Here is a 20,452-nt window from a genome sequence, read left to right on the forward strand (position 1 = left end):
ACTCGTAGTCAATTGTGAGGGCGGATGACCGAGAAAACCTGGGCGGGCACCACGCTCAGCGACCGCCGCGCCGCCCGGCGGGCCCAGCTGCTCGACGCGGGACTGGACCTGCTGGGCACGACGGGCAGCGCGGCAGTGACGGTGCGCGCGGTGTGCCGGCACGCGAAGCTCACCGAGCGCTACTTCTACGAGAACTTCGCCGACCGTGAGGAACTCGTGGTCGCGGTCTACGAGCAGGTCGCCACGCAAGCCCACCAGGCGCTCGTCGACGCGGTGCCGGACACCGGCAGGGACCCGGCGCAGCGCGCCGAGGCGGCGGTGTCCGCGTTCGTCGAGCTGATACTGGACGATCCCCGCAAGGGCCGGGTCCTGCTGCTGGCGCCGGTCACCGAACCGGCCCTGTCCGCCCGCGGCGTGGCGCTGCTGCCCGCGTTCGCCGGGCTCGTCCGCGAACAGCTGCCCGAGCGCATGGACGCCCTGGAGAAGCAGCTGACCGCGATCGGCCTGGTCGGCGCGCTGACCCACCTGTTCACCGCCTCTCTGTCCGGGACACCGGAACTGCCGCGCGAGCGCCTGGTCGCGCACTGCGTGGGACTGCTCGTGCGATCGTCCTAAGCGGACTCCCGCTCCGTGGCGAGCTGGAGCGCGATGTCGATGATCATGTCCTCCTGACCGCCGACGTAGCGGTTTTCCCCCACCCGGTACAGGATTTCGTGCGCCGGCACCTGGTAGCGTTCCGCGGCGCGCTCGGCGTGCAGCAGGAAGCTGGAGTACACCCCGGCGAAACCCTGCACGATCGACGACCGGTCCATCACCGGCAGCCGCGTGATGAACGGCTTCACGACGTTCTCCGCCGCGTCCATCAGCACATCCTTGTCCACCCCGGTGCGCACACCGAGCCGCTCGAACACCGCGGCCAGCACCTCGGTCGGCGAGTTCCCCGCACCGGCGCCGAGCGCGACGAGGGAACCGTCGATCTGCCGGGCCCCGGCCCGGTGGGCGAGCACCGAGTTCGCGACGCCGAAGCTGAGGTTCTGGTGCCCGTGGTAGCCCACCTGCGCGTCCTCGCCGAACTCGGCGACCAGCGCGGCGACCCGGTCGGCGGCCTCCTCCAGGATCAGCGCCCCCGCGGAGTCCACCACGTACACGCACTGGCACCCGGCGTCGACCATGATCCGGCCCTGCTCGGCCAGCTTCTCCGGGGTGGCCATATGGGACAGCATCAGGAACCCGACGGTCTCCAGCCCGAGCCTGCGTGCCTCGGTGAAATGCTGGACCGACACGTCCGCCTCGGTGCAGTGCGTCGCGATCCGCACCGCGCCCGCACCCAGGTCCGCGGCCGCTTCGAGGTCGGTGACCGTGCCCAGGCCGGGCAGCAGCAGCACCGCGATCTTGGCCTGCTTCGCCTCCTCGACCGCCACCGCGATCAGCTCGCGCTCGTCCACCAGCGAGAACCCGTAGTTGAACGTCGATCCGCCCAGCCCGTCGCCGTGGGTCACCTCGATCAGCGAGATGCCCGCCTGATCCAGCGCGCGCACCGTGTCGCGGACGTTGTCCACGGTGAACTGGTGCGCCATGGCGTGACTGCCGTCGCGCAGGCTCGTGTCGACGAGCCGCACCTCCCGCTCGCTCACGCCGGCACCTCCTGCGCGCGGTTCACGGCCAGCAGCTCGCCCACGCGGGCGGCCGCGGCGGTCATGATGTCCAGGTTCCCGGCATACGGCGGCAGGTAGTCGCCGTTGCCTGCCACCTCCAGGAACACCGCCACCCGCGCCCGGCCCTGCCAGCCCGGACGCGGATCGTCGAACTGCGGCGCGGCCTTGAGCGTGTAGCCGGGCACGTAGACCTGCACGTCGGCGACCATCCGCTCGATGGAGGCGGTGATCGCGTCCCGGTCGGCGTCCGGCGAGATCGCGCAGAACACCGTGTCGCGCATGATCAGCGGCGGTTCGACCGGGTTGATGATGATGATCGCCTTGCCCTTCGCCGCACCGCCGACGATCTCCAGGCCGCGCGCGGTGGTCTCGGTGAACTCGTCGATGTTGGCCCGGGTGCCGGGACCGGCCGACCGCGACGACACCGACGCCACGATCTCGGCGTAGGGCACCTCGGTGACCCGCGAGACGGCGTGCACGATCGGGATGGTCGCCTGCCCGCCGCAGGTGATCAGGTTGAAGTTCGCCGCGCCGAGCTTGTCCGGTGCCGTGACCGCGGGGCACGTGAACGGGCCGACCGCGGCCGGGGTGAGGTCGACGGCCTGAATGCCGGCTTCGGCGTAGCGCGGCGCGTTCGCCAGATGGGCCTTGGCCGAGGTCGCCTCGAACACGATCTCCGGCAGCTCGTCCCGGGACAGCAGCCAGTCCACGCCGCCCGCCGAGGTTTCCACGCCCAGCTCGGCGGCGCGCCTCAGGCCGTCGGAGGCCGGGTCGACGCCGACCATGGAGGTCACCTCGACGTGCTCGCTGCGGCGCAGCTTCGCGAGCAGGTCGGTGCCGATGTTGCCGGGCCCGACGATGGCGGCCCGTACCTTGCGGGTGCTCATGCGCTCTCCTCTCGGGGTCGACTCACCGTCCACCCCGTCGTGCGGCACACTCAACGCATGTGTGCCGCTGAGCGGGACGACGGGATGACCGCGGCCCGGATCGCCGCGCTGTTCGGCGCGTTCGGCCCTGGCGACCACGTGCTGGGCGCCTCCGAGCTGGCGCGCCGCACCGGGCTGCCCAAGTCGTCGGTGCACCGGCTCACCGGGCACCTCGTCACACACGGTCTGCTGGAACGTGACGGCACCGGCGTGCGGCTGGGGCTGCGCCTGTTCGAGATCGGGCAGCTGGCCGGCCGGGAACGCGGGCTCACCGAAGCGGCCCGCCCCTACCTCGCCGACCTGCGCGAAGCCACCCGCAACACGGTCCACCTGGCCGTTTTGGAGGGCATCGAAGTGGTCTACCTCGACATCGTGCGCGGCCCCGACGCGCCCGCCCTGCCGTCGCGGATCGGCGGCCGGTTCCCCGCCCACGCGACGGCCGTGGGCAAGGCCATCCTGGCGCACTCACCCGCATCCGTGCTAGACACCGTGCTAGCGGCGGGACTGACCCGCATCGGACCGCGCACGATCACCGCGCCGGGGCTGCTGCGACGGCAGCTGGCGAGGATCCGCGACGAGGGCGTCGCCTACGAGCGAGAGGAATCGGGGGTGGGCGTAACCTGTGCAGCCAGTCCGCTGCTCGACGCGACCGGTCGGGCACGGGCCGCGATTTCGATCTCGGGCTGGAGCAACCGGGTCCGGGTCGAGCGCGTCTCTCCAGCGGTGCGCACGGCGGCTCTCGCCTTGTCGAGGGCCTTGCCGTAGGGTCTGCGCACCACCGGGGAAGATCGACACGTACGGGCCTCGCGGCCGAAGTGCACCAGCCGCGGGATGTTAGGGAGGATTGGGCGTGACCACCGGGACCACCCAGGTTGACGACCTTCGGCTCGTGGCTGCACCGAGCGCCGTCAACTGCGCCGAGATGTTCGTCCGCTTCGGTCTGCTGGAGTGGAAGCTCCGGCCACTGGCCGACGACGGCGCGAAAATCGTCCGGCACCTGGTGACTTCCTCGGTGGAAGGCGCCGACAAACGATCGCCCCGCTTCCTGACCGTGCGGTTGCGGCTGCACCGCGACGTCGTGGTGGTCGAACTCGACGACGACCGCGCCGGTGAACCACCCGAGCTGCCCGGGTGGACGATCAACACCGTCGCCCTGCCCGGCGGGCACCGGACCGCCTGGTGTGAACTTCCCCTGCCCACCGGTCTCACCGGCGCCCTCCCGACCCGCGCACCGCACCGCATGCCCAGCCCCGCCACGGAGTACCCGCCCGAGGAGCCGTTGCCCGAGCCCGACTTCCTGGACTCGCAGATCCTCCAGCGCGTGCTGCACGGCCTCAACGGCTCCTCCCGCTGAGAGCGCTTTCCGGGCGACCAGGCCGCGCCTGGCCGCCCGGCGTGACGTGAGGTCCGGGTCCTCCGGTGGCCTCAGGCCAGTCCGCGCACCGCCTGGGCCGGCGGCCGCTCCCCGGTGATCGCCGCGACCATCTCCAGCACCCGGCGCGTCTGCTGCACCTCGTGCACACGGAACACCTGCGCCCCGTCGCGCGCCGCCAGCGCGGTCGCGGCGAGGGTGCCGTCGAGGCGTTCGGTGATGCCCGCCCCCAGCGTCTCGCCCACGAAGTCCTTGTTGGACAGTGCCATGAGGACCGGCCAGCCGGTCGCGGTCAGCTCGTCGGCGTGCCGCAGCAGAGCCAGGCTGTGCCAGGTGTTCTTGCCGAAGTCGTGCGTCGGGTCGATCAGGACGCCGCCACGCGGCACACCGAGCGCCACGACCTCCTCGGCCCGCCTCGTCAGCTCCCCGACCACCTCACCGGCGATGTCTTCGTAGCGAACGCGGAACGGGCGCGTGCGCGGCGCCGCTCCCCCGGTGTGGGAGCAGACGTACCCGGCGCCGAACTCGGCCGCCACCTCCGCCAGCGCCGGGTCCGCGCCCGCCCACGTGTCATTGAGCAGATCCGCGCCCGCCTCGCAGGCGAGCCTGCCGACCTCGTGCCGCCAGGTGTCCACGCTGATCACCAGCTCCGGGTGCCGCCGCCGGATCTCCTCGACGAACGGCACCACCCGCCGGGTCTCCTCGGCCACCCCGACGTCACTGCCCGGCCCGGCCTTGACACCGCCGATGTCCACGATGTCCGCGCCCTCGGCGACCGCCCGGTCGACGGCCGCCAGCGCGTCCGGGTCGGCGAAGGCCGCGCCCCGGTCGTAGAAGGAGTCGGGTGTGCGGTTCACGATCGCCATCACCAGCGCGCGGTCGGACACGAGGTGCCGTCCGCGGAAGACCAAATCCACTGCCACGACTTCATCATGCCTGCCGCGCCGGGGGCGCGATAACGCGCGTTATGGCCTAAGTTGCTTCCAGGGAGTGGAGAAGGGGGTGCGCGCCGATGGCCACCCGACACGGCCCGGCGGGGCCTGCCGACAGCCACAGCAGGGAAAGATTCCTGCAGGCCGCGCTGGCAGTACTCCTCAAACAGGGCGTGTCCGGCCTGACCGTGCGCAGCGTCGCCGAGGCCGCCGGCACCTCCACCATCGGCGTCTACACGCGCTTCGGCGGCCGCACCGGCATCCTGGATGCCTTGTACGAGCGCACTTTCGAGATGCTGGGCGAGGAGTTCGTCGCCGTGCCACGGGTTCCCGGTGATCCGGTCGCCGGGATCCTCGGCCTGACCCGCGCCTACCGCCGGTTCGCGCTGGAGGGCCCCGCCCGCTACGCGTTCATGTTCGAGCAGGCGGTGCCCGGGTTCGACCCGGACCCCGACCTGCGGGCCTACGCGCAGCGCGCCACCTTCGCGCTCATGGTCGACCGGATCGAGCCGATGACCCCGCCCGGCGGGGACGCCACCACCACCGGTTACCTGGTCTGGACGACCATGCACGGGCTGGTCAGTGTCGAGCTGACGCAACGCGCGCGCACCGCACCGCCCAAGTGGTTCATCGGGGCCTCCGACGACGTCTACGACGACCTCTTCGACTCGGGCATCCGCGCGATGCTCACCGGGCTCGGCCTCCGCGCGCGCTGAGCGCGCCATCGTCCAAGTCGGTGGCGTCGGGGAGAGGAATGTGGTTTTCTCTGGCGATGGTCTTGGACGGCAACCGGTGAGTGTACTGGGCGATATCGCCAGGGTGAGTCCCGTCGAGCTTGAGAGGTTGCGTACCGTCTCCGATGCCTACGGCTACCTGTCCGACCAGGTGCCCACGTGCGACCTCGACCGGTACTGGGACGGCCTGCGCTTCGCGATGGACGCCGCGGGCTTCCCGATCAACCCGATCGGCGGCGAGCCGTATCCCGACGAGGGGTCCACCTGGGGCGAGGGCGGTCCGCACACCAACTCGTGTGCGCTCACCTCCGACCAGGTACGGCAGGTGGCGTCGCTGCTGGCCGCGACACCGTTCACGGCACTGACGAAGCATCTGACCGCGGGCGGCACCGCGGGCCTGTACCCCGCCAACCGGAACTGGGCCTCTCCCGTCGTCCATTCGTGTGCCGCAGGCTATTACCGCGGGCTCGTGGAGTTCTTCCAGGAGGCGGCGGCAGCCGGGCAGTGCACCGTCTTCTGGGCTGCCTGACCCTCATTCCCGTCGCCGCCGTCCGACAACGACATGGCCCCCGGTCTCCGCGGAGACCGGGGGCCACATCGAATCATTCAGTCAGCCTCGAGGGCTCACGCGCCGCCCGAAAGCTTCTCGCGCAGGGCCGCGAGCTGCTCGTCGCTGGCGAGCGTGCCGCCGCTGCGCTGCTCCGAGCTGCCGCCGCCGGTCGAGCTGTACTCCTGCGGAGCACCCCCGCCGACCGGACCGCCGGTGGCCTCCTCGGCCGCCGCCTGGGCGCTGGCCTCGGCCGCCTTGGCGATCTGCTTCATGTGGGCCTCGTAACGCTCGTGCGCCTCGGCGTACTGACGCTCCCACTCCTCACGCTGCTTGTCGTAGCCTTCCTGCCACTCCTGCGTGTCGGGGTCGAAGCCCTCGGGGTAGATGTAGTTGCCCTGCTCGTCGTACTCGGCGGCCATGCCGTACTGCGTCGGGTCGAACTCGCTGTCGGTGGTGAAGCCCTCGTTCGCCTGCTTCAGCGACAGCGAGATCCGGCGGCGCTCCAGGTCGATGTCGATGACCTTGACCATGACCTCGGTGCCGACCTGCACGACCTGCTCCGGGATCTCCACGTGGCGCTCGGCCAGCTCGGAGATGTGCACCAGGCCCTCGATGCCCTCCTCGACGCGGACGAACGCGCCGAAGGGAACGAGCTTGGTGACCTTGCCCGGCACGATCTGGCCGATCGCGTGGGTGCGGGCGAACTGACGCCACGGGTCTTCCTGGGTCGCCTTGAGCGACAGCGACACGCGCTCGCGGTCCATGTCGACGTCGAGGACCTCGACGGTGACCTCCTGGCCGACCTCGACGACCTCGCTCGGGTGGTCGATGTGCTTCCAGGACAGCTCCGAGACGTGCACCAGACCGTCGACGCCGCCGAGGTCGACGAACGCGCCGAAGTTGACGATCGAGGACACGACACCCTTGCGGACCTGACCCTTGGCCAGCGCGTTGAGGAACTCGCTGCGGACCTCGGACTGGGTCTGCTCCAGGTAGGCGCGGCGGGACAGGACCACGTTGTTGCGGTTCTTGTCCAGCTCGATGATCTTGGCTTCGAGCTCGCGGCCGACGTAGGGCTGCAGGTCGCGGACCCGGCGCATCTCCACCAGCGAGGCGGGGAGGAAGCCGCGCAGGCCGATGTCGAGAATGAGGCCACCCTTGACGACCTCGATGACGGTGCCCTTGACGGGCTCGTCCTTCTCCTTGAGCTCCTCGATCGTGCCCCAGGCGCGCTCGTACTGCGCGCGCTTCTTGGACAGGATCAGCCGGCCTTCCTTGTCCTCCTTCTGGAGGACGAGGGCCTCGACCTCGTCACCGACGCTGACGACCTCGCCGGGATCGACATCGTGCTTGATGGACAGCTCACGCGAGGGGATCACGCCCTCGGTCTTGTAACCGATGTCGAGCAGCACCTCGTCGCGGTCGACCTTGACGATGGTGCCCTCAACGATGTCGCCGTCGTTGAAGTACTTGATCGTCTTGTCGATCGCGGCGAGGAAGTCTTCCTCCGACCCGATGTCGTTGATGGCGACCTGGTTGACGGCGCCAGACGTCGGGGCAGTGGTGGTGTCGGTGGTCATTAGGTGGGTAGCTCCGGTTGGTTTACGGCTCGAGTGGTTTGCAGTGTGCGTGCGCGGCGAGCGTGCGACGGCAACAATCGAGCAAACGTTCACAACGGAACGGCCGCGGAGCATCACCGCCGACGGTGCGCGACCCGGAACCCGGCCCAGCTCTGCCGAGTGGAAGGTAGCGCGAACCCACTGCGCTAGAGATATCGTACGCGGCCGCCCTCGTACCGCACAAACAGGGTCGCCCGCCCGGACGCGCGCCAATCCAGCGGTGAGAATACCGGGGTGACGACGGTGGACCGCGACGACGAACAGGACCGGCACACGAGGGCGGAGCAACGGCTGGGCACGGTCGGCGTCGCCCACCGCAGCGTCGGCGCGCGCGAGGCCACGCGGGCGAATCTGGCCTGGTGGGACGCCGACGCCGACGACTACCAGGCCGCCCACGGCGAGTTCCTCGGCGACGCGGACTTCGTGTGGTGCCCGGAGGGCGTGCGGGAGGCCGACGCGCGCCTGCTCGGGGACGTCCGCGGGCGGCGCGTGGCCGAGATCGGCTGCGGTCAGGCGGCCTGCTCGCGCTGGCTCGCGGCGGCGGGCGCGCGGCCGGTCGGCCTCGACCTGTCCGCCGGGATGCTCCGGCACGCGCGCGCGGGCGCGGCCCGCACCGGCATCGACGTTCCGCTGCTCCAGGCCACGGCCGACGCGCTCCCGCTCGCCGACGGGAGCATGGACGCCGCGTGTTCGGCGTTCGGCGCGCTGCCGTTCGTCGCCTCGGTCGAGGCGGTGTTCGCCGAGGTGCGCCGCGTGCTGCGGCCCGGCGCGCCCTGGGTGTTCGCCGTGACCCACCCGATGCGGTGGATCTTCCCCGACGATCCGGGACCCGCCGGACTGACGGCGAGCCAGCCCTACTTCGACCGGACGCCCTACGTCGAGGTCGACGCCGACGGCCGCGCCACCTACGTGGAGTACCACCGCACCGTGGGCGACTACGTGCGGGCGCTGGCGGCGACCGGCTTCGCCCTGGAGGACCTGCTGGAGCCGGAGTGGCCGGCCGGGCACACCCGCGTGTGGGGGCAGTGGAGCCCGGTGCGCGGCAAGCTCTTCCCCGGCACCGCGATCTTCCGGGCACGAGCGTGTCCGTGAGCGCCGCGCTGCTGTCCGCGCAGCGCGCCCGCTTCGCCGCGCTGGACCCGCTGCTGCCGCCGGCCGCGCCGCCACCGGAGGGCGAGGTGCTCGACGCGGCCACCGCGGATGGCACCAGGGTCACCGCGGTGCTCCAGGTCGAGCGGCACGTGCTGGGCGCGTTCGACCTGCTCTGGTCCGCCGTCCACACCTGGCAGTTGTTCCCCTGCACGGGCGGCACCGGCACGGCGGGCATGGATGCGCTGCTGCGGGCGTGGCGTCACCGCATGGACCGCGAATCGCCGGGCCCGGATTCGGCGTGCACGGTGACCTGGCCGAGCCGCGACGCCGAGGCGGTCCGCGCGTTCCTCGACCACGGTCTGGTGCCGCTGTCCGTGCTCGCGGTGCGCACGAGCCCGCCGGAGGATCATCCGCCACCGCCCGGCGTCACCATCCGCCGGGCGGGGCCGGAGGACCTGGAGGAGGTGATGGCCCTGTCGCTGGCCACGTTCCGCTACTCGGCCCTGGTCGCCGGGCCGTGGCGGCCGGGCACGGAGGCGCTGATCGCCCCGCGCCTGGAGCGCGCTCTCGCGGCGGAGGCGCCGATCTGGCTCGCCGAACGGGACGGGGTCGCGGTCGCGCTGGCCGACTGCGGCTGGATCGAATCGGCACCCGGGTCCTGGGCGGCCGAGTTGCTGCCGGTGGGCCAGTGGGGCTACGTCAACAACGTCGCCACCGGTGAGCACGCACGGGGTGAGGGCATCGGGCGGGCGCTGATGTCGCGGGTGCACCGCGAGTTCCACGAACGCGGCGCTCGCGCGACCTACCTCTACTTCAACCCGGCCAATCCGCTGTCCTCGGTGTTCTGGCCGCGCCAGGGCTACCGGCCGCTGTGGTCGTACTGGGAGGTGCGGCCCGCCTCGGCACTGCGGTGACCCCTCGAGTTGCCGCTCCCGACGGACAGTCGTATCTTTTGAACTGACTAGTCAGTTCAAAAGAGGAGGGCCCCGTGCGCGTGCACGCCGACCGGGTCACCGTCGATGGGCCGCACGGCACCGTGCTGCCGCCGACGTCGCTCACCGTCGACGAGGGCGAGCTGGCCTTCGTGCACGGCGAACCCGGTGCCGGGATCACCGCGTTCGGCCTCGCGCTCACCGGGCGGATGAAGCCCGCCACCGGCCTCGTGACCGTCGACGGCAAGACCGGTGCCGCGAAGCTGCGCGCCGTGAGCGCCGTGGTGGACGCGCCGGGGATCACCGCGCCCGAAGAGTCGCTGCCGGTGCGGATGGTGGTCGCCGAGGAGTGCTCGATCGGGAAACTGCCCGCGGGCAAGGACGCCGTCGCGCGGTGGCTGGATGACCACGACCTGGCCGGCCGCGCCGGGGTCCGGTTCGAGCACCTGTCCCCCGCCGAGCGCACCCGCCTGCTCACCGCGCTCGCCGCGGCCCGCCCGGGGGTAGGGCTGCTCGTGCTCGACACCCCCGACCGGCACACCAGCGACGTGGACAGCTGGGCCGGTCTCGCCAAGGAGTACGCGGGCCGCGGGTTCGCCGTCGTCGTGCTGACCGCCACCGCGCCGCCCGAGGTGCTGCCCGCTCCCCCGGTGCGCATCGGGCAACCCGAAACCGTTGTCCCGGAAGGAGATCCGCAGTGACCGGCTTGCGCCTGGCCGCCGGCGAGCTGCGCCGCCTGACCTCCGGCAGGCTGCCCAGGCTCGCCGTGGCGGCACTCGTCCTCGTCCCGCTGCTCTACGCCTCGTTCTACCTCTACGCCAACTTCGACCCCTACGGACGGCTCGGCAAACTGCCCGCGGCGATCGTCAACGAGGACACCGGCACCGCCGACCGCAACGTGGGCGACGAGGTCACCTCCTCGGTCGTCGGCTCGGGCACCTTCCAATGGCACGAGGTCTCCGCCGCCGAAGCCGGCGCCGGGGTGCGCGACGACCGCTACTCCTTCACCATCACCATCCCGCGCGACTTCTCCGCGGCGCTGCTGTCCAGCGGCAACCTCGATCCGCAACGGGCGACGATCCGGCTGACCACCAACGACGCGAACAACTACCTCTCCCACACCATCGCCAACCAGGTGGCCGAGCAGATCCGCGGCACGATCGCGGAAAAGGTCGGCAGCGAGGCCGCGAACCGGTTCCTGATGGGCTTTTCCACGATCTACCAGCAGACCCAGCAGGCCGTGGACGGCGCCACCCGGCTCGCCGACGGATCCGGCCGCCTGCTCACCGGGCAGCGCCAACTCGCCGACGGCGCCCAGCAGCTGGCCGCCGGCAGCGCCCAGCTCTCCGGCGGTCTGTCCACGCTGAAGTCGAGCACCGCGACGCTGCCGCAGAGCACGCGGCAACTGGCCGACGGCGCACAGCAGGTGGCCGACGGCAACAGCCGGATCGCCGCGGCCGGGTCCGTCGTGGCCTCCGGTGCGGCGGATCTGGTCAGTAGCCTGGATGACGTGAACGGGCAGCTCACCGACCGGCTGCGCTCGGCCGGGCTGTCCGAGGCCGACATCCAGCGCGTCCAGGGTGTGCTCGGCGACCTTCGGGCGCCGGTCGACCAGGCCAACGCCGAGATCCAGCAGACGTCCGGGCAGCTGAACCAGCTCGCCGACGGCGCCAGCCAGGTCGCCGCGGGCGCGAACACGCTCGCGAACTCGGCACCGGCACTGGCAGGCGGGATCGCCCAGGCCGCCGACGGCGCGAACACACTGTCCACCGGCGCGTCCCAGCTCGACGACGGCGAGAAGACCGCGCTGTCGGGCACCCAGGAACTGGCGGACGGCGCCGCTCAGCTGCGCGACGGCCTGAACGACGGGCTGCGGCAGATCCCCAACCCCGACGATCCGACCCGCACCGCGACGGCCGACACCATCGCCGACCCGGTCACCGTGAACTCGGTCGGCGTCGCCTCGGCCGGGACCTACGGCGCCGGACTCGCCCCGTTCTTCCTCGCACTGGCCACGTGGATCGGCGCGTTCGTGTTGTTCCTGCTGATCCGGCCGCTGTCGTCGCGGGCGATCGCGGCGGGCACCGCGCCGCTGCGGATCGCGCTCGGCGGGTGGCTGCCCTCGGCGCTGCTCGGGATCGCGCAGGTCGTGGTGCTGTTCGCCGCGGTCACCTGGTTCGTCGGCATCCACGTCGCGCATCCGCTGGGGGCGCTGGCGTTCACGGTGCTGGCGTCGCTGACGTTCACCGCGATCGTGCACGCGCTCAACGCGTTCTTCGGCGCGGTCGGCAAGTTCCTCGGGCTGGTCCTGCTGGTGCTGCAACTCGTCAGCGCGGGCGGCACGTTCCCGTGGCAGACGCTGCCCGACGCGCTGTACCCGCTGCACGTCGTGCTGCCGATGGGCTACGTCGTCGACGGGCTGCGCCACCTCCTCTACACCGGGGCTTCCCTGCAGAACCTGCTCGACGTCGGTGTCCTCGTCGCCTACCTGGTGGGGGCGCTCGCGTTGTCGGCGCTGGCCGCGCGCAGGCAACGCGTGTGGACGGTGTCGAAGCTGCAACCGGAGCTGAGCCTGTGAGCCCGCGCGGGGAGAACACCAAGCAGAAGCTCTTCGAAGCCACGCTCCGGCTCGCGACGGCGAAGGGCCTGGCCGGGCTCACGGTCGACGAGATCGCGGCCGAGGCCGGGGTCGCCAAGGGCACGGTCTACTACAACTTCGGCAGCAAGGACGGGCTGATCGACGCGCTGCTGCGCTACGGCGTCGGCCAGCTCGCCGGGCGGCTGCGCGAGCACACCGGCGAGCCCGACCCGGTGACAGCGCTGGAGTCGCTGGTGGACACCGGGCTGGCGTTCATCGCCGAGTACCGCGGCTTTTCGCAGATCCTGGTCAGCGAGCTGTGGCGGACGCCGGGCCAGTGGCAGGAAACCCTGTCGCTACTACGCGAGGACATCATCTCGATCGTCAAGGAGCAGCTGCAACGGGTCGCCGACGCCGGGCGCCTGCCCGAGGGTGTGGAGGTGCCCACGGCCGCGGCCGGCCTGTTCGGCACCCTGCTGGTGGTCGCGCTGGACTGGCAGGTGTTCCAGCCGCAGCGCACGCGCGCCGAAGTGCGCGACGGCATCATGCTCCTCGTCCGCGGGGTCGCGCGCGGAAACTGAGGCGCGCCGGTTGTCGATTCCGCTTCCGCCCGTTCGCCGTAGGGGCGTGGGTGCCGGCGCGGCACCCGGAACGGAGGGAAGCGACATGCGGAAACTGGTGGTCACGGCGTTCATCTCGGCCGATGGCGTCATGCAGGCGCCCGGCGGGCCCGACGAGGACCGCGACGGCGGTTTCGGCCACGGCGGCTGGGCGGTGCCGTTCGTCGGCGAGCGGGTCCTGGAGGTGATGTCCGAGTTCACCCGCGGGGCAGGCGCGCTGCTGCTCGGGCGCCGGACCTACGAGGAGTTCGCGGCGACCTGGCCGCTGGCCGACGACCCGCACGGCGACCTGATGAACGGCCTGCCCAAGTACGTGGCCTCGCGGACGCTGGGGGCCGTCGGGTGGCGGAACACCACACTGCTGCGGGGCAAGGCCGCCGAAACCGTCGCGGAGCTCAAGCGTGGCGACGGCGGCGACATCCAGGTCCACGGCAGCAGCGGGCTGATCCAGACGCTGCTCGCCCACGATCTGGCCGACGAGTTCCAGCTGCTGGTGTTCCCGGTGCTGACCGGGCCCGGCAAGCGGCTGTTCGGCGACGGGACGGCCGCGGGCGGGCTGGAGCTGACCCACACCGAGCGGCTGCCGCGCGGCGGGCTGCTGCACCGGTACACCCGCGCGGGCAAGCTCGAATATGGTGCGATGGGCCCGGAAACGGGCAACTGGTGAGCGGGAGACGCTGATGCCGCAGTACGCGATCCTGATCTATGAGAAGGAAACCCCGAACGGGCCGGCCGACATCCCGCCGGAGGTCATGGAGGCCAACCTCGCCGTCGGCCCGAAGATCGAGGCCATGGGCGCGCGGGTGGTGCACGAGCAGGGGCTGCAGCCGGTGGCCCAGGCCCGCACGATCCATCAGGGCGGCGCGGTCACCGACGGTCCCTTCCTGGAGAGCAAGGAGGTGATCGCCGGGTTCTTCGTGGTCGAGACGACCGGGCTGGAGCAGGCGGTCGAGATCGGGAAGCTGCTGCCGATCATGGACGGCGCGGTCGAGGTGCGGCCGCTGCTCGAGATGTGACCACGGTCCGGCAGGCGATCGACGACGCGCACCGGCACGAGTGGGCCAGGGTGCTCGCCGCGACGGTGCGCGTCACGCGCGATCTCGATCTGGCGGAGGAATGCGTCCAGGACGCCTACGCCGCCGCGCTCGCCGCCTGGGGCCGCGACGGAATCCCGGACCGTCCGGCCGCGTGGCTCACCACGGCGGCGCGGCACAACGCGCTGGACGTCCTGCGGCGCGCGGCCACCCTGCGGGCGAAGCTGCCGCTGCTCATCGAGCCCGCGCCCGGCCCCGTGCCGCCCGAAGACCCGCTGCGGCTGGTGTTCCTGTGCTGCCACCCCGCGCTGTCGCCGGAAGCGCAGGTCGCGCTGACATTGCGGGTCGTGGGCGGGGTGCCGACACCGGATGTGGCGGCGGCGTTCCTGGTCACCGAACCGACGATGGCCGCGCGGATCACGCGGGCGAAAAAGAAGATCAGCGCCGCGGGGATCCCGTTCCGGATGCCCTCGCCCGCCGAACTGCCCGCCCGGCTCGACGCCGTCCTGACGACGATCCACCTGCTGTTCACGACGGGTCACACCGCGCCGTCCGGGACCGCGTTGACGCGGGTTTCGTGCGCGGAGCGGGCGATCGAGCTGGCGCGGTTGCTGGTCACGCTGCTGCCGGGCGAACGCGAGGCACGGGGGCTGCTGGCGCTGATGCTGGCCGGACATGCCCGCCGCGCGACCCGCACGGACGAGGCCGGGCGGCTGCTGCTCCTGTCCGAACAGGACCGTTCCCGGTGGGACGCGGAGTCGATCGCCGAGGCGGACTCACTGGTGGTGTCCGCACTGCGGGGCGGCCGTCCCGGACGGTTCACGCTGCAGGCGGCGATCGCGATGCTCCACGCGAGCGCACCCGCGTACGAGGAGACGGACTGGCCGCAGATCCTGCTGCTCTACGACGAGCTGGCGAAGGTGTGGCCGTCGCCGGTGGTCGCGCTGAACCGGGCGGTCGCGGTGGCGATGGTGGACGGCCCGGCCACCGCGCTGACCGCGGTGACGGCCCTGGAAGACGACCCGCGCCTGTCCGGGTACCGCTACCTGCCCGCCATCAAGGCCGATCTGCTGCGACGACTGGAACGCTTCGCCGAGGCCGCGACCGCCTACGAGGAAGCGCTGCGGTTGACGGACAACGAGGCCGAGCGCACGTTCCTCACCGGCCGTCTCACCGAGGTACGTCGGTAGCGCCGAGTGCAGCGGCGGCTACCGGCCCCCAGCATGGCGTCCTCCGTCGGGGCCGCGGCGAGCGCAGCGCCCCTATCGCACCCAGGGCCGCCGCTGTCCGCTCCGGCAGGGCGCGAGGCGGGGGTCCCTTCCGCCGCGGCGGACCGCCCCACGACTCGCCTGCCGGTTCAACGGTCGCGGCTGCCCGACCGTGGCGTGTCTACCGGACCAGCGGCCGCAGCTGTCCCACCTGATGCGTGGACGTCGGATGCCCCTCGATCGCCCGGCGCACCGCGTCCGACACCCCCTCGCCGATCTCGGCCTGGGCCAGGCAACGGTGCGCATCGTGGGCCGACACCGTGCCCAGTTGCACCACCTGCGTCGGGTGCGACGGCAGCAGCGGGTCCGGCAGGTCGACGCCGCCGAAGGCGTTGCGCACCTCCACCACCGGCGCCCCGTGGGCGAGCAGCCCTTCGACCGCACCCATCACCGAGCGCCGGTACTCCTCGTGGATCCACGCCACCAGCAGGTCCGCCTGCCCGCGCAGCGCCGCCTCCGCCTTCGCCGCCAGTTCCCGCGGCCGGTCCCAGTGCGCCTCGACCCAGGTCGCCTTCCCGTCCGGCCGCGCGCGGCCGGGGCCCCCGCGGTAGGGCCGGTGCCCGGGCCGCCGCAGCGAGCGCAATGCCGCCGCGCCCGGCCGCACCTCGGTGTCCAGCGGGTGGTACCGGCGGCACGGCAGCACCACGTGCCAGCCCTCCCGCGTCAGGTTCTCCGCGATCCCGGCCAGCATTCCCGTACCCGCCAGGATCAGTGCCTTCCTGCCAGCCATGACCTCACGCTACCTGCCGGTTCCGGGCACGGCAGTGCTCTCAACGTGTCCTTTTCGCCCGGATCGGCCCACCGGAGCCGGGAACCGTCACGCCCAGTCCTTACCGGGGTCGAACTCGTGACGCTGCGTGAGGCTGAACCAGTTCCCCGAATCGTCGCGGAACACCGCCTCCACCCCGTACGGCCGCTCGGCAGGCTCCTGCAGGAAGGTGACGCCGCGCGCGGACAGTTCGGCGTGTGCCTCGCGACAGTCGCGGGTCTGCCACACGCCCCCGCCGAGCGCGCCCTTGGCCACCAGCTCCCGGATCTGCTTCTCGGTCTCCGCGTCGTGCTGCGGCGGCCCCGGCTTCATGAGGATGAAGTCGAGGCCGGGCTGCCCGGGCGGGCCCACGGTGAGCCAGCGGAAGTCACCCAGCCGCAGATCCTGCCGCAGCTCGAAACCCAGCTTCTCGGTGTAGAACGCCTTCGCCGAATCCTGGTCCAGCACGTAGACGCTGGAGTGGGACAGTCCCGTGATCATCGCGAACCTCCTGTGGTCGATGGCCGGGACGCTACGGGCCGGCGGCGTCCCCCGGCTTCTCCGATCGTGCGGTTTCCGGCGAGGGCCGCGTCCACATCATCAGGTAGCAGCCCGGCACCGGCGGTGGGCCTTCGGAACGCATCCGCGCGCGGTAGCGGCTGGGTGACTCGCCGGTGATCTCGGCGAAGCGGCGGCTGAACGTGCCCAGGCTGGTAAACCCGACGGCCAGGCACACCTCGGTGACCGTCAGGTTCGCCGAGCGCAGCAGGTCCTGCGCCCGCTCGATGCGCCGCCGCGTCAGGTATGCCTTCGGGCTCTCCCCGTACGCGGCGGCGAACGAGCGGGTGAAGTGGTAGCGCGAACAGCAGGCGACGGCGGCGAGCGCGTCCACGTCGAGCGGCTCGGCGTAGTGCGCGTCCATCCAGTCCTTGGCGCGGCGGACCTGCGCCACCACCGCCGCCCTGTCGCTCATGGTGTCAGTGCGCCGCCTCGTTCCAGGAGCGCCCGAACCCGACGGAGACCTCCAGCGGCACCGCCAGCTCGTAGGCCGCGCCCATTTCGCGCCGCACCAGCGCCTCGACCTGGTCCCGCTCCCCCTCGCTCACCTCGAGGACCAGTTCGTCGTGCACCTGCAGCAGCACCCGCGACGACAGCCCGGACTCCGCGAGCGCCCGGTACACGCCGATCATGGCGACCTTGATGATGTCAGCGGCACTGCCCTGGATGGGCGCGTTGAGCGCCATCCGCTCGGCCATCTCGCGGCGCTGCCGGTTGTCGCTGTTGAGGTCGGGCAGGTAGCGGCGCCTGCCGAAGATCGTCTCGGTGTAGCCGACCTTCCCGGCCTCGATCACGACGCTCTGCAGGTAGTCGCGCACGCCGCCGAACCGGGCGAAGTACTCGTCCATCAGCCCGCGCGCCTCCTCGGTGGAGATCCGCAGCTGCTGCGACAGACCGTAGGCCGACAGCCCGTAGGCGAGGCCGTAGTTCATCGCCTTGATCTTCGCCCGCTGCGGCGGCGTGACGTCGGCCGGATCGACGGAGAACACCCGCGCCGCGGTGGCGGCGTGGAAGTCGAAACCGGACTGGAACGCCTCGATCAGCGCGGCGTCCTCCGACAGGTGCGCCATGATCCGCATCTCGATCTGGCTGTAGTCCGCGGTGAGCAGCTCCGCGTACCCGTCGCCGACGACGAAGGCGTCGCGGATGCGGCGGCCCTCCTCGGTGCGGATCGGGATGTTCTGCAGGTTCGGGTCCACAGAGGACAGACGGCCGGTGGCCGCGATCGTCTGGTGCAGCGTGGTGTGGATCCGGCCGTCGTCGGCGACCGACTTGAGCAGGCCCTCGACCGTGCTCTTGAGCCGGGTGGCGTCCCGGTGCTCCAGCAGGTGCTGCAGAAACGGGTGCTCGGTCTTCTCGAACAGCGTCTGCAGCGCCTCGGCGTCGGTGGTGTAGCCGGTCTTCGTGCGCTTGGTTTTCGGCATGCCCAGCTCGTCGAACAGCACGACCTGCAGCTGTTTGGGCGAACCGAGGTTGACCTGCTTGCCGATGACGCCGTAGGCGGCTTCGGCGGCCTGCTTGACACGGGCGCCGTAGTGCGCCTCCAGCGCGGTGAGCTGCTCGATGTCGACCGCCACGCCCGCGGCCTCGACCTCGGCGATGACCTGCAGCAACGGCAGCTCGATCTCGCCGAGGAGCGTGGTGCCGCTGATCTTGTCCAGCTCCTCGCCCAGCGCCCCGGCGAGCTCGGCCACCGCGCTGGCGCGCACCAGCTCGCCCTGCACCAGCTTCTCGTCGCCGTTGTCGCCGTCGAGCAGGGACAGCTGCCCGTCGTCGGCGTCGTTGTCGTTGCGCAGCTCGCGCTGCAGGTACCGCAGCACCAGATCATCCAGCTCGAACGATCGCTGCCCCGGCCGCACCAGGTAGGCGGCCAGCTCGGTGTCCAGGCGCAGCCCCGCCAGCGTCCAGCCACGCGCCCGCAACGCGTGCAGCGGCACTTTCAGCGCGTGGCCCGCCTTGCCGATCTCCGGATCGGCCAGCCACGCCGTCAGCGCCTGCTCGTCCGCCTCGTCCAAGGTGGTCACGTCGACGTACCCGGCCTCGCCGCCCGGGGCGGCCATCGTGATCGACTGGATGTCCGACCGCACCGAGGACCCGGTGGTGCGAAACGCCAGGCCGACCGTCTGTCCCGCCTTGGCGTGCCGCGACAGCCACGCCGCGAGGCCACCGGCAGGCACCGCGGCACCCCGGACCTCGAACCCGGACTCGGCCTCGGGCTCCGCGCTGGACAGCGTGGCGAACAGCCGGTCGCGCAGGACCCGGAACTCCAGATCGTCGAAGAGGCGGTGCACCGCGTCGCGGTCCCACGGCTTGAGCGCGAGGTCGTCCGGCACCGCCTCCAGCGGCACGTCCCGCACCAGCTCGGTGAGCTGCCGGTTGAGCATCACCGAATCCAGGTGGGCCCGCAGCGCGTCACCGACCTTGCCCTTGACCTCGTCGACGCGGTCGATCAGCTCGTTCAGCGATCCGAACTGCTGGATCCACTTGGTCGCGGTCTTCTCCCCCACGCCCGGGATGCCGGGCAGGTTGTCCGACGGGTCGCCGCGCAGCGCCGCGAAGTCCGGGTACTGCGACGGGGTGAGCCCGTATTTGTCCGACACACCCGCCGGGTCGTACCGAACCAGGTCGGACACGCCCTTGCGCGGGTAGAGCACCGTCACCGCGTCGGACACCAGCTGCAGCGCGTCCCGGTCGCCGGTGCAGATCAGGACCTGGTATTCCCCCGCCGTCGCCTGCGTGGTGAGCGTGGCGATGATGTCGTCGGCCTCGTAGTTGTCCTTGGTCAGCACCGGGATGCCGAGCACCCCGAGCACGTCCTTGACCAGGTCGACCTGGCCCTTGAACTCGTCCGGCGTGGTGGTGCGCGTGGCCTTGTAGTCGGCGAAGGTCTCCGAGCGGAACGTCTTGCGTGACACGTCGAACGCCACCGCGAGGTGGGTGGGCTGCTCGTCGCGCAGCAGGTTGATCAGCATCGAGGTGAACCCGAACACCGCGTTGGTGACCTGGCCGGTCGAGGTCTTGAACCGGTCCGCCGGGACGGCGAAGAAGGCGCGGTAGGCCATCGAATGACCGTCGATCAGCAACAGCCGCGGCCGTCCTTCGGCGGGCGCGGTGGCTGTGGCGTTGGCTACTGGCTGGTTCTGACTGGGGCTCACGGGTGCGAGTCTAGGGTGGGCCACCGACAGAACCGCGCGAGCGGTCGACCCGCCCCGCCGCCGTCTCACCGAGGAGTCACCCGCGTTGTCCGAGAACCTCACCGAAGCCATCCGCGAGCAGCTCGCGGGCATCGACCCGCGCGTCGCGGAGCAGCAGCTCAACGCCAAGCTGGGCATCGAGTTCGTCGAACTCACGGCGGAGCGGGTGGTCGGGACGATGCCGGTCGAGGGCAACCTGCAGCCCTACGGCCTGCTGCACGGCGGCGCCAACGCGGTGCTGGCCGAGGCGCTGGGCTCCACGGTGGCCGCGCTCAACGCCGGCGCGGACAAGGCCGCGCTCGGGTTCGAACTGTCCTGCACCCACCACCGCGCGGCGCGAGAGGGCCTGGTCACGGGCGTGGCGACGCCGCTGCACGTGGGACGCGGCACCATCACCGCCGAAATCGTGCTGACCGACGCCCAGGGCCGCCGGACCTGCACCGCGCGCCTGAGCTGCCTGGTCCGCGACGCCGCCCCCGGCGCCCGCTGACCCCACGCGAAAAGGGCCTCGGCGCGACCGAAGTGATCGCGCCGGGGCCCTGTCCGTTCCAGGTCCTGCACCGAAGTCGCGGAACGGGGATGCCGGCCGGGTTGCCGCTACGCGGGGCTGCTTGCGGCGAAACCTCCGGCGGGTCCCACG

At 71.6% G+C, this 20,452-nt stretch carries 22 protein-coding genes; 14 read left to right on the forward strand and 8 right to left on the reverse strand.

Annotated elements, in window-relative coordinates; genetic code table 11:
* Window positions 1-24: 24 nt before the first annotated feature.
* Window positions 25-615, forward strand: coding sequence for a TetR/AcrR family transcriptional regulator (locus tag HNR02_RS27490; RefSeq protein ID WP_179776468.1), 591 nt, complete (start codon window positions 25-27; stop codon window positions 613-615).
* On the opposite strand, the gene dmpG is transcribed toward HNR02_RS27490, so the two are convergent.
* On the reverse strand, window positions 612-1,634 hold the full coding sequence (gene dmpG / locus HNR02_RS27495; RefSeq protein ID WP_179776469.1) for a 4-hydroxy-2-oxovalerate aldolase: 1,023 nt from the start codon (window positions 1,632-1,634) through the stop codon (window positions 612-614). The genes HNR02_RS27490 and dmpG overlap by 4 nt on opposite strands.
* Window positions 1,631-2,542: an acetaldehyde dehydrogenase (acetylating) gene (locus HNR02_RS27500; RefSeq protein ID WP_179776470.1), complete on the reverse strand. Its 912-nt coding sequence runs from the start codon at window positions 2,540-2,542 to the stop codon at window positions 1,631-1,633. The genes dmpG and HNR02_RS27500 overlap by 4 nt, the downstream gene beginning before the upstream one ends.
* An 84-nt stretch (window positions 2,543-2,626) precedes the next feature.
* Between HNR02_RS27500 and HNR02_RS27505 the strand changes: the two genes are divergently transcribed.
* Together HNR02_RS27505 and HNR02_RS27510 are read left to right on the forward strand one after the other, a co-directional pair.
* Window positions 2,627-3,346, forward strand: coding sequence for an IclR family transcriptional regulator (locus HNR02_RS27505; protein ID WP_179777884.1), 720 nt, complete (start codon window positions 2,627-2,629; stop codon window positions 3,344-3,346).
* A gap of 124 nt (window positions 3,347-3,470) precedes the next feature.
* Window positions 3,471-3,935: a hypothetical protein gene (locus tag HNR02_RS27510; RefSeq protein WP_312861183.1), complete on the forward strand. Its 465-nt coding sequence runs from the start codon at window positions 3,471-3,473 to the stop codon at window positions 3,933-3,935.
* Window positions 3,936-4,006: 71 nt separating this feature from the next.
* On the opposite strand, the gene folP is transcribed toward HNR02_RS27510, so the two are convergent.
* Complete coding sequence (folP, locus tag HNR02_RS27515; RefSeq protein WP_179777885.1) at window positions 4,007-4,819, reverse strand: dihydropteroate synthase; 813 nt, start codon at window positions 4,817-4,819, stop codon at window positions 4,007-4,009.
* Window positions 4,820-4,965: 146 nt separating this feature from the next.
* On the opposite strand from folP, the gene HNR02_RS27520 reads away from it, so the two are divergent.
* A complete protein-coding gene (locus tag HNR02_RS27520) occupies window positions 4,966-5,601 on the forward strand; it encodes a TetR/AcrR family transcriptional regulator (protein ID WP_179776472.1) in 636 nt (211 codons plus the stop codon).
* A 76-nt stretch (window positions 5,602-5,677) separates the two neighbouring features.
* The gene (locus HNR02_RS27525) at window positions 5,678-6,148 is read left to right on the forward strand and encodes a DUF1877 family protein (RefSeq protein WP_312861184.1); all 471 of its coding nucleotides are present in this window, start codon (window positions 5,678-5,680) and stop codon (window positions 6,146-6,148) included.
* Window positions 6,149-6,243: 95 nt separating this feature from the next.
* On the opposite strand, the gene rpsA is transcribed toward HNR02_RS27525, so the two are convergent.
* Window positions 6,244-7,749, reverse strand: a complete 1,506-nt coding sequence (gene rpsA / locus HNR02_RS27530; protein ID WP_179776474.1) for a 30S ribosomal protein S1 — start codon at window positions 7,747-7,749, stop codon at window positions 6,244-6,246.
* 282 nt (window positions 7,750-8,031) lie between these two features.
* On the opposite strand from rpsA, the gene HNR02_RS27535 reads away from it, so the two are divergent.
* The 8 genes from HNR02_RS27535 (at window position 8,032) to HNR02_RS27570 (ending at window position 15,234) form a co-directional block, all read left to right on the forward strand.
* Complete coding sequence (locus HNR02_RS27535; RefSeq protein ID WP_179777886.1) at window positions 8,032-8,880, forward strand: class I SAM-dependent methyltransferase; 849 nt, start codon at window positions 8,032-8,034, stop codon at window positions 8,878-8,880.
* Window positions 8,871-9,794 (forward strand): GNAT family N-acetyltransferase, encoded by a 924-nt coding sequence (locus HNR02_RS27540; RefSeq protein WP_179776475.1) that lies wholly within the window; start codon window positions 8,871-8,873, stop codon window positions 9,792-9,794. The genes HNR02_RS27535 and HNR02_RS27540 overlap by 10 nt, the downstream gene beginning before the upstream one ends.
* Window positions 9,795-9,868: 74 nt before the next feature.
* Window positions 9,869-10,513: an ATP-binding cassette domain-containing protein gene (locus HNR02_RS27545; RefSeq protein WP_179776476.1), complete on the forward strand. Its 645-nt coding sequence runs from the start codon at window positions 9,869-9,871 to the stop codon at window positions 10,511-10,513.
* On the forward strand, window positions 10,510-12,390 hold the full coding sequence (locus tag HNR02_RS27550) for a YhgE/Pip domain-containing protein (protein ID WP_179776477.1): 1,881 nt from the start codon (window positions 10,510-10,512) through the stop codon (window positions 12,388-12,390). The genes HNR02_RS27545 and HNR02_RS27550 overlap by 4 nt, the downstream gene beginning before the upstream one ends.
* Complete coding sequence (locus HNR02_RS27555) at window positions 12,387-12,971, forward strand: TetR/AcrR family transcriptional regulator (RefSeq protein WP_179776478.1); 585 nt, start codon at window positions 12,387-12,389, stop codon at window positions 12,969-12,971. The genes HNR02_RS27550 and HNR02_RS27555 overlap by 4 nt, the downstream gene beginning before the upstream one ends.
* Window positions 12,972-13,056: 85 nt before the next feature.
* Complete coding sequence (locus tag HNR02_RS27560) at window positions 13,057-13,677, forward strand: dihydrofolate reductase family protein (RefSeq protein WP_179776479.1); 621 nt, start codon at window positions 13,057-13,059, stop codon at window positions 13,675-13,677.
* A gap of 13 nt (window positions 13,678-13,690) precedes the next feature.
* Window positions 13,691-14,026, forward strand: coding sequence for a YciI family protein (locus HNR02_RS27565; RefSeq protein ID WP_179776480.1), 336 nt, complete (start codon window positions 13,691-13,693; stop codon window positions 14,024-14,026).
* Window positions 14,023-15,234 carry an RNA polymerase sigma factor gene (locus HNR02_RS27570; RefSeq protein WP_179776481.1) on the forward strand — a complete coding sequence of 404 codons (1,212 nt, stop codon included), beginning with the start codon at window positions 14,023-14,025 and terminating at the stop codon, window positions 15,232-15,234. The genes HNR02_RS27565 and HNR02_RS27570 overlap by 4 nt, the downstream gene beginning before the upstream one ends.
* A gap of 199 nt (window positions 15,235-15,433) precedes the next feature.
* Here HNR02_RS27570 and HNR02_RS27575 read toward each other — a convergent pair whose 3' ends face one another.
* The 4 genes from HNR02_RS27575 to polA all read right to left on the reverse strand — a co-directional run bounded on the left by HNR02_RS27575 (window position 15,434) and on the right by polA (window position 19,773).
* Window positions 15,434-16,042 (reverse strand): Rossmann-fold NAD(P)-binding domain-containing protein, encoded by a 609-nt coding sequence (locus HNR02_RS27575; RefSeq protein ID WP_246339293.1) that lies wholly within the window; start codon window positions 16,040-16,042, stop codon window positions 15,434-15,436.
* A gap of 87 nt (window positions 16,043-16,129) precedes the next feature.
* Window positions 16,130-16,561 (reverse strand): VOC family protein, encoded by a 432-nt coding sequence (locus HNR02_RS27580; RefSeq protein WP_179776482.1) that lies wholly within the window; start codon window positions 16,559-16,561, stop codon window positions 16,130-16,132.
* 31 nt (window positions 16,562-16,592) lie between these two features.
* Window positions 16,593-17,033 (reverse strand): helix-turn-helix domain-containing protein, encoded by a 441-nt coding sequence (locus HNR02_RS27585; RefSeq protein WP_179776483.1) that lies wholly within the window; start codon window positions 17,031-17,033, stop codon window positions 16,593-16,595.
* Between the two features lie 4 nt (window positions 17,034-17,037).
* On the reverse strand, window positions 17,038-19,773 hold the full coding sequence (gene polA, locus HNR02_RS27590) for a DNA polymerase I (protein ID WP_179776484.1): 2,736 nt from the start codon (window positions 19,771-19,773) through the stop codon (window positions 17,038-17,040).
* A gap of 85 nt (window positions 19,774-19,858) precedes the next feature.
* Here polA and HNR02_RS27595 point away from each other — a divergent pair, with 85 nt between their 5' ends.
* Window positions 19,859-20,302, forward strand: a complete 444-nt coding sequence (locus HNR02_RS27595) for a hotdog fold thioesterase (RefSeq protein WP_179776485.1) — start codon at window positions 19,859-19,861, stop codon at window positions 20,300-20,302.
* Window positions 20,303-20,452: the final 150 nt, after the last annotated feature.

Source organism: Amycolatopsis endophytica, assembly GCF_013410405.1.
Taxonomy (GTDB): Bacteria; Actinomycetota; Actinomycetes; order Mycobacteriales; family Pseudonocardiaceae; genus Amycolatopsis_E; species Amycolatopsis_E endophytica.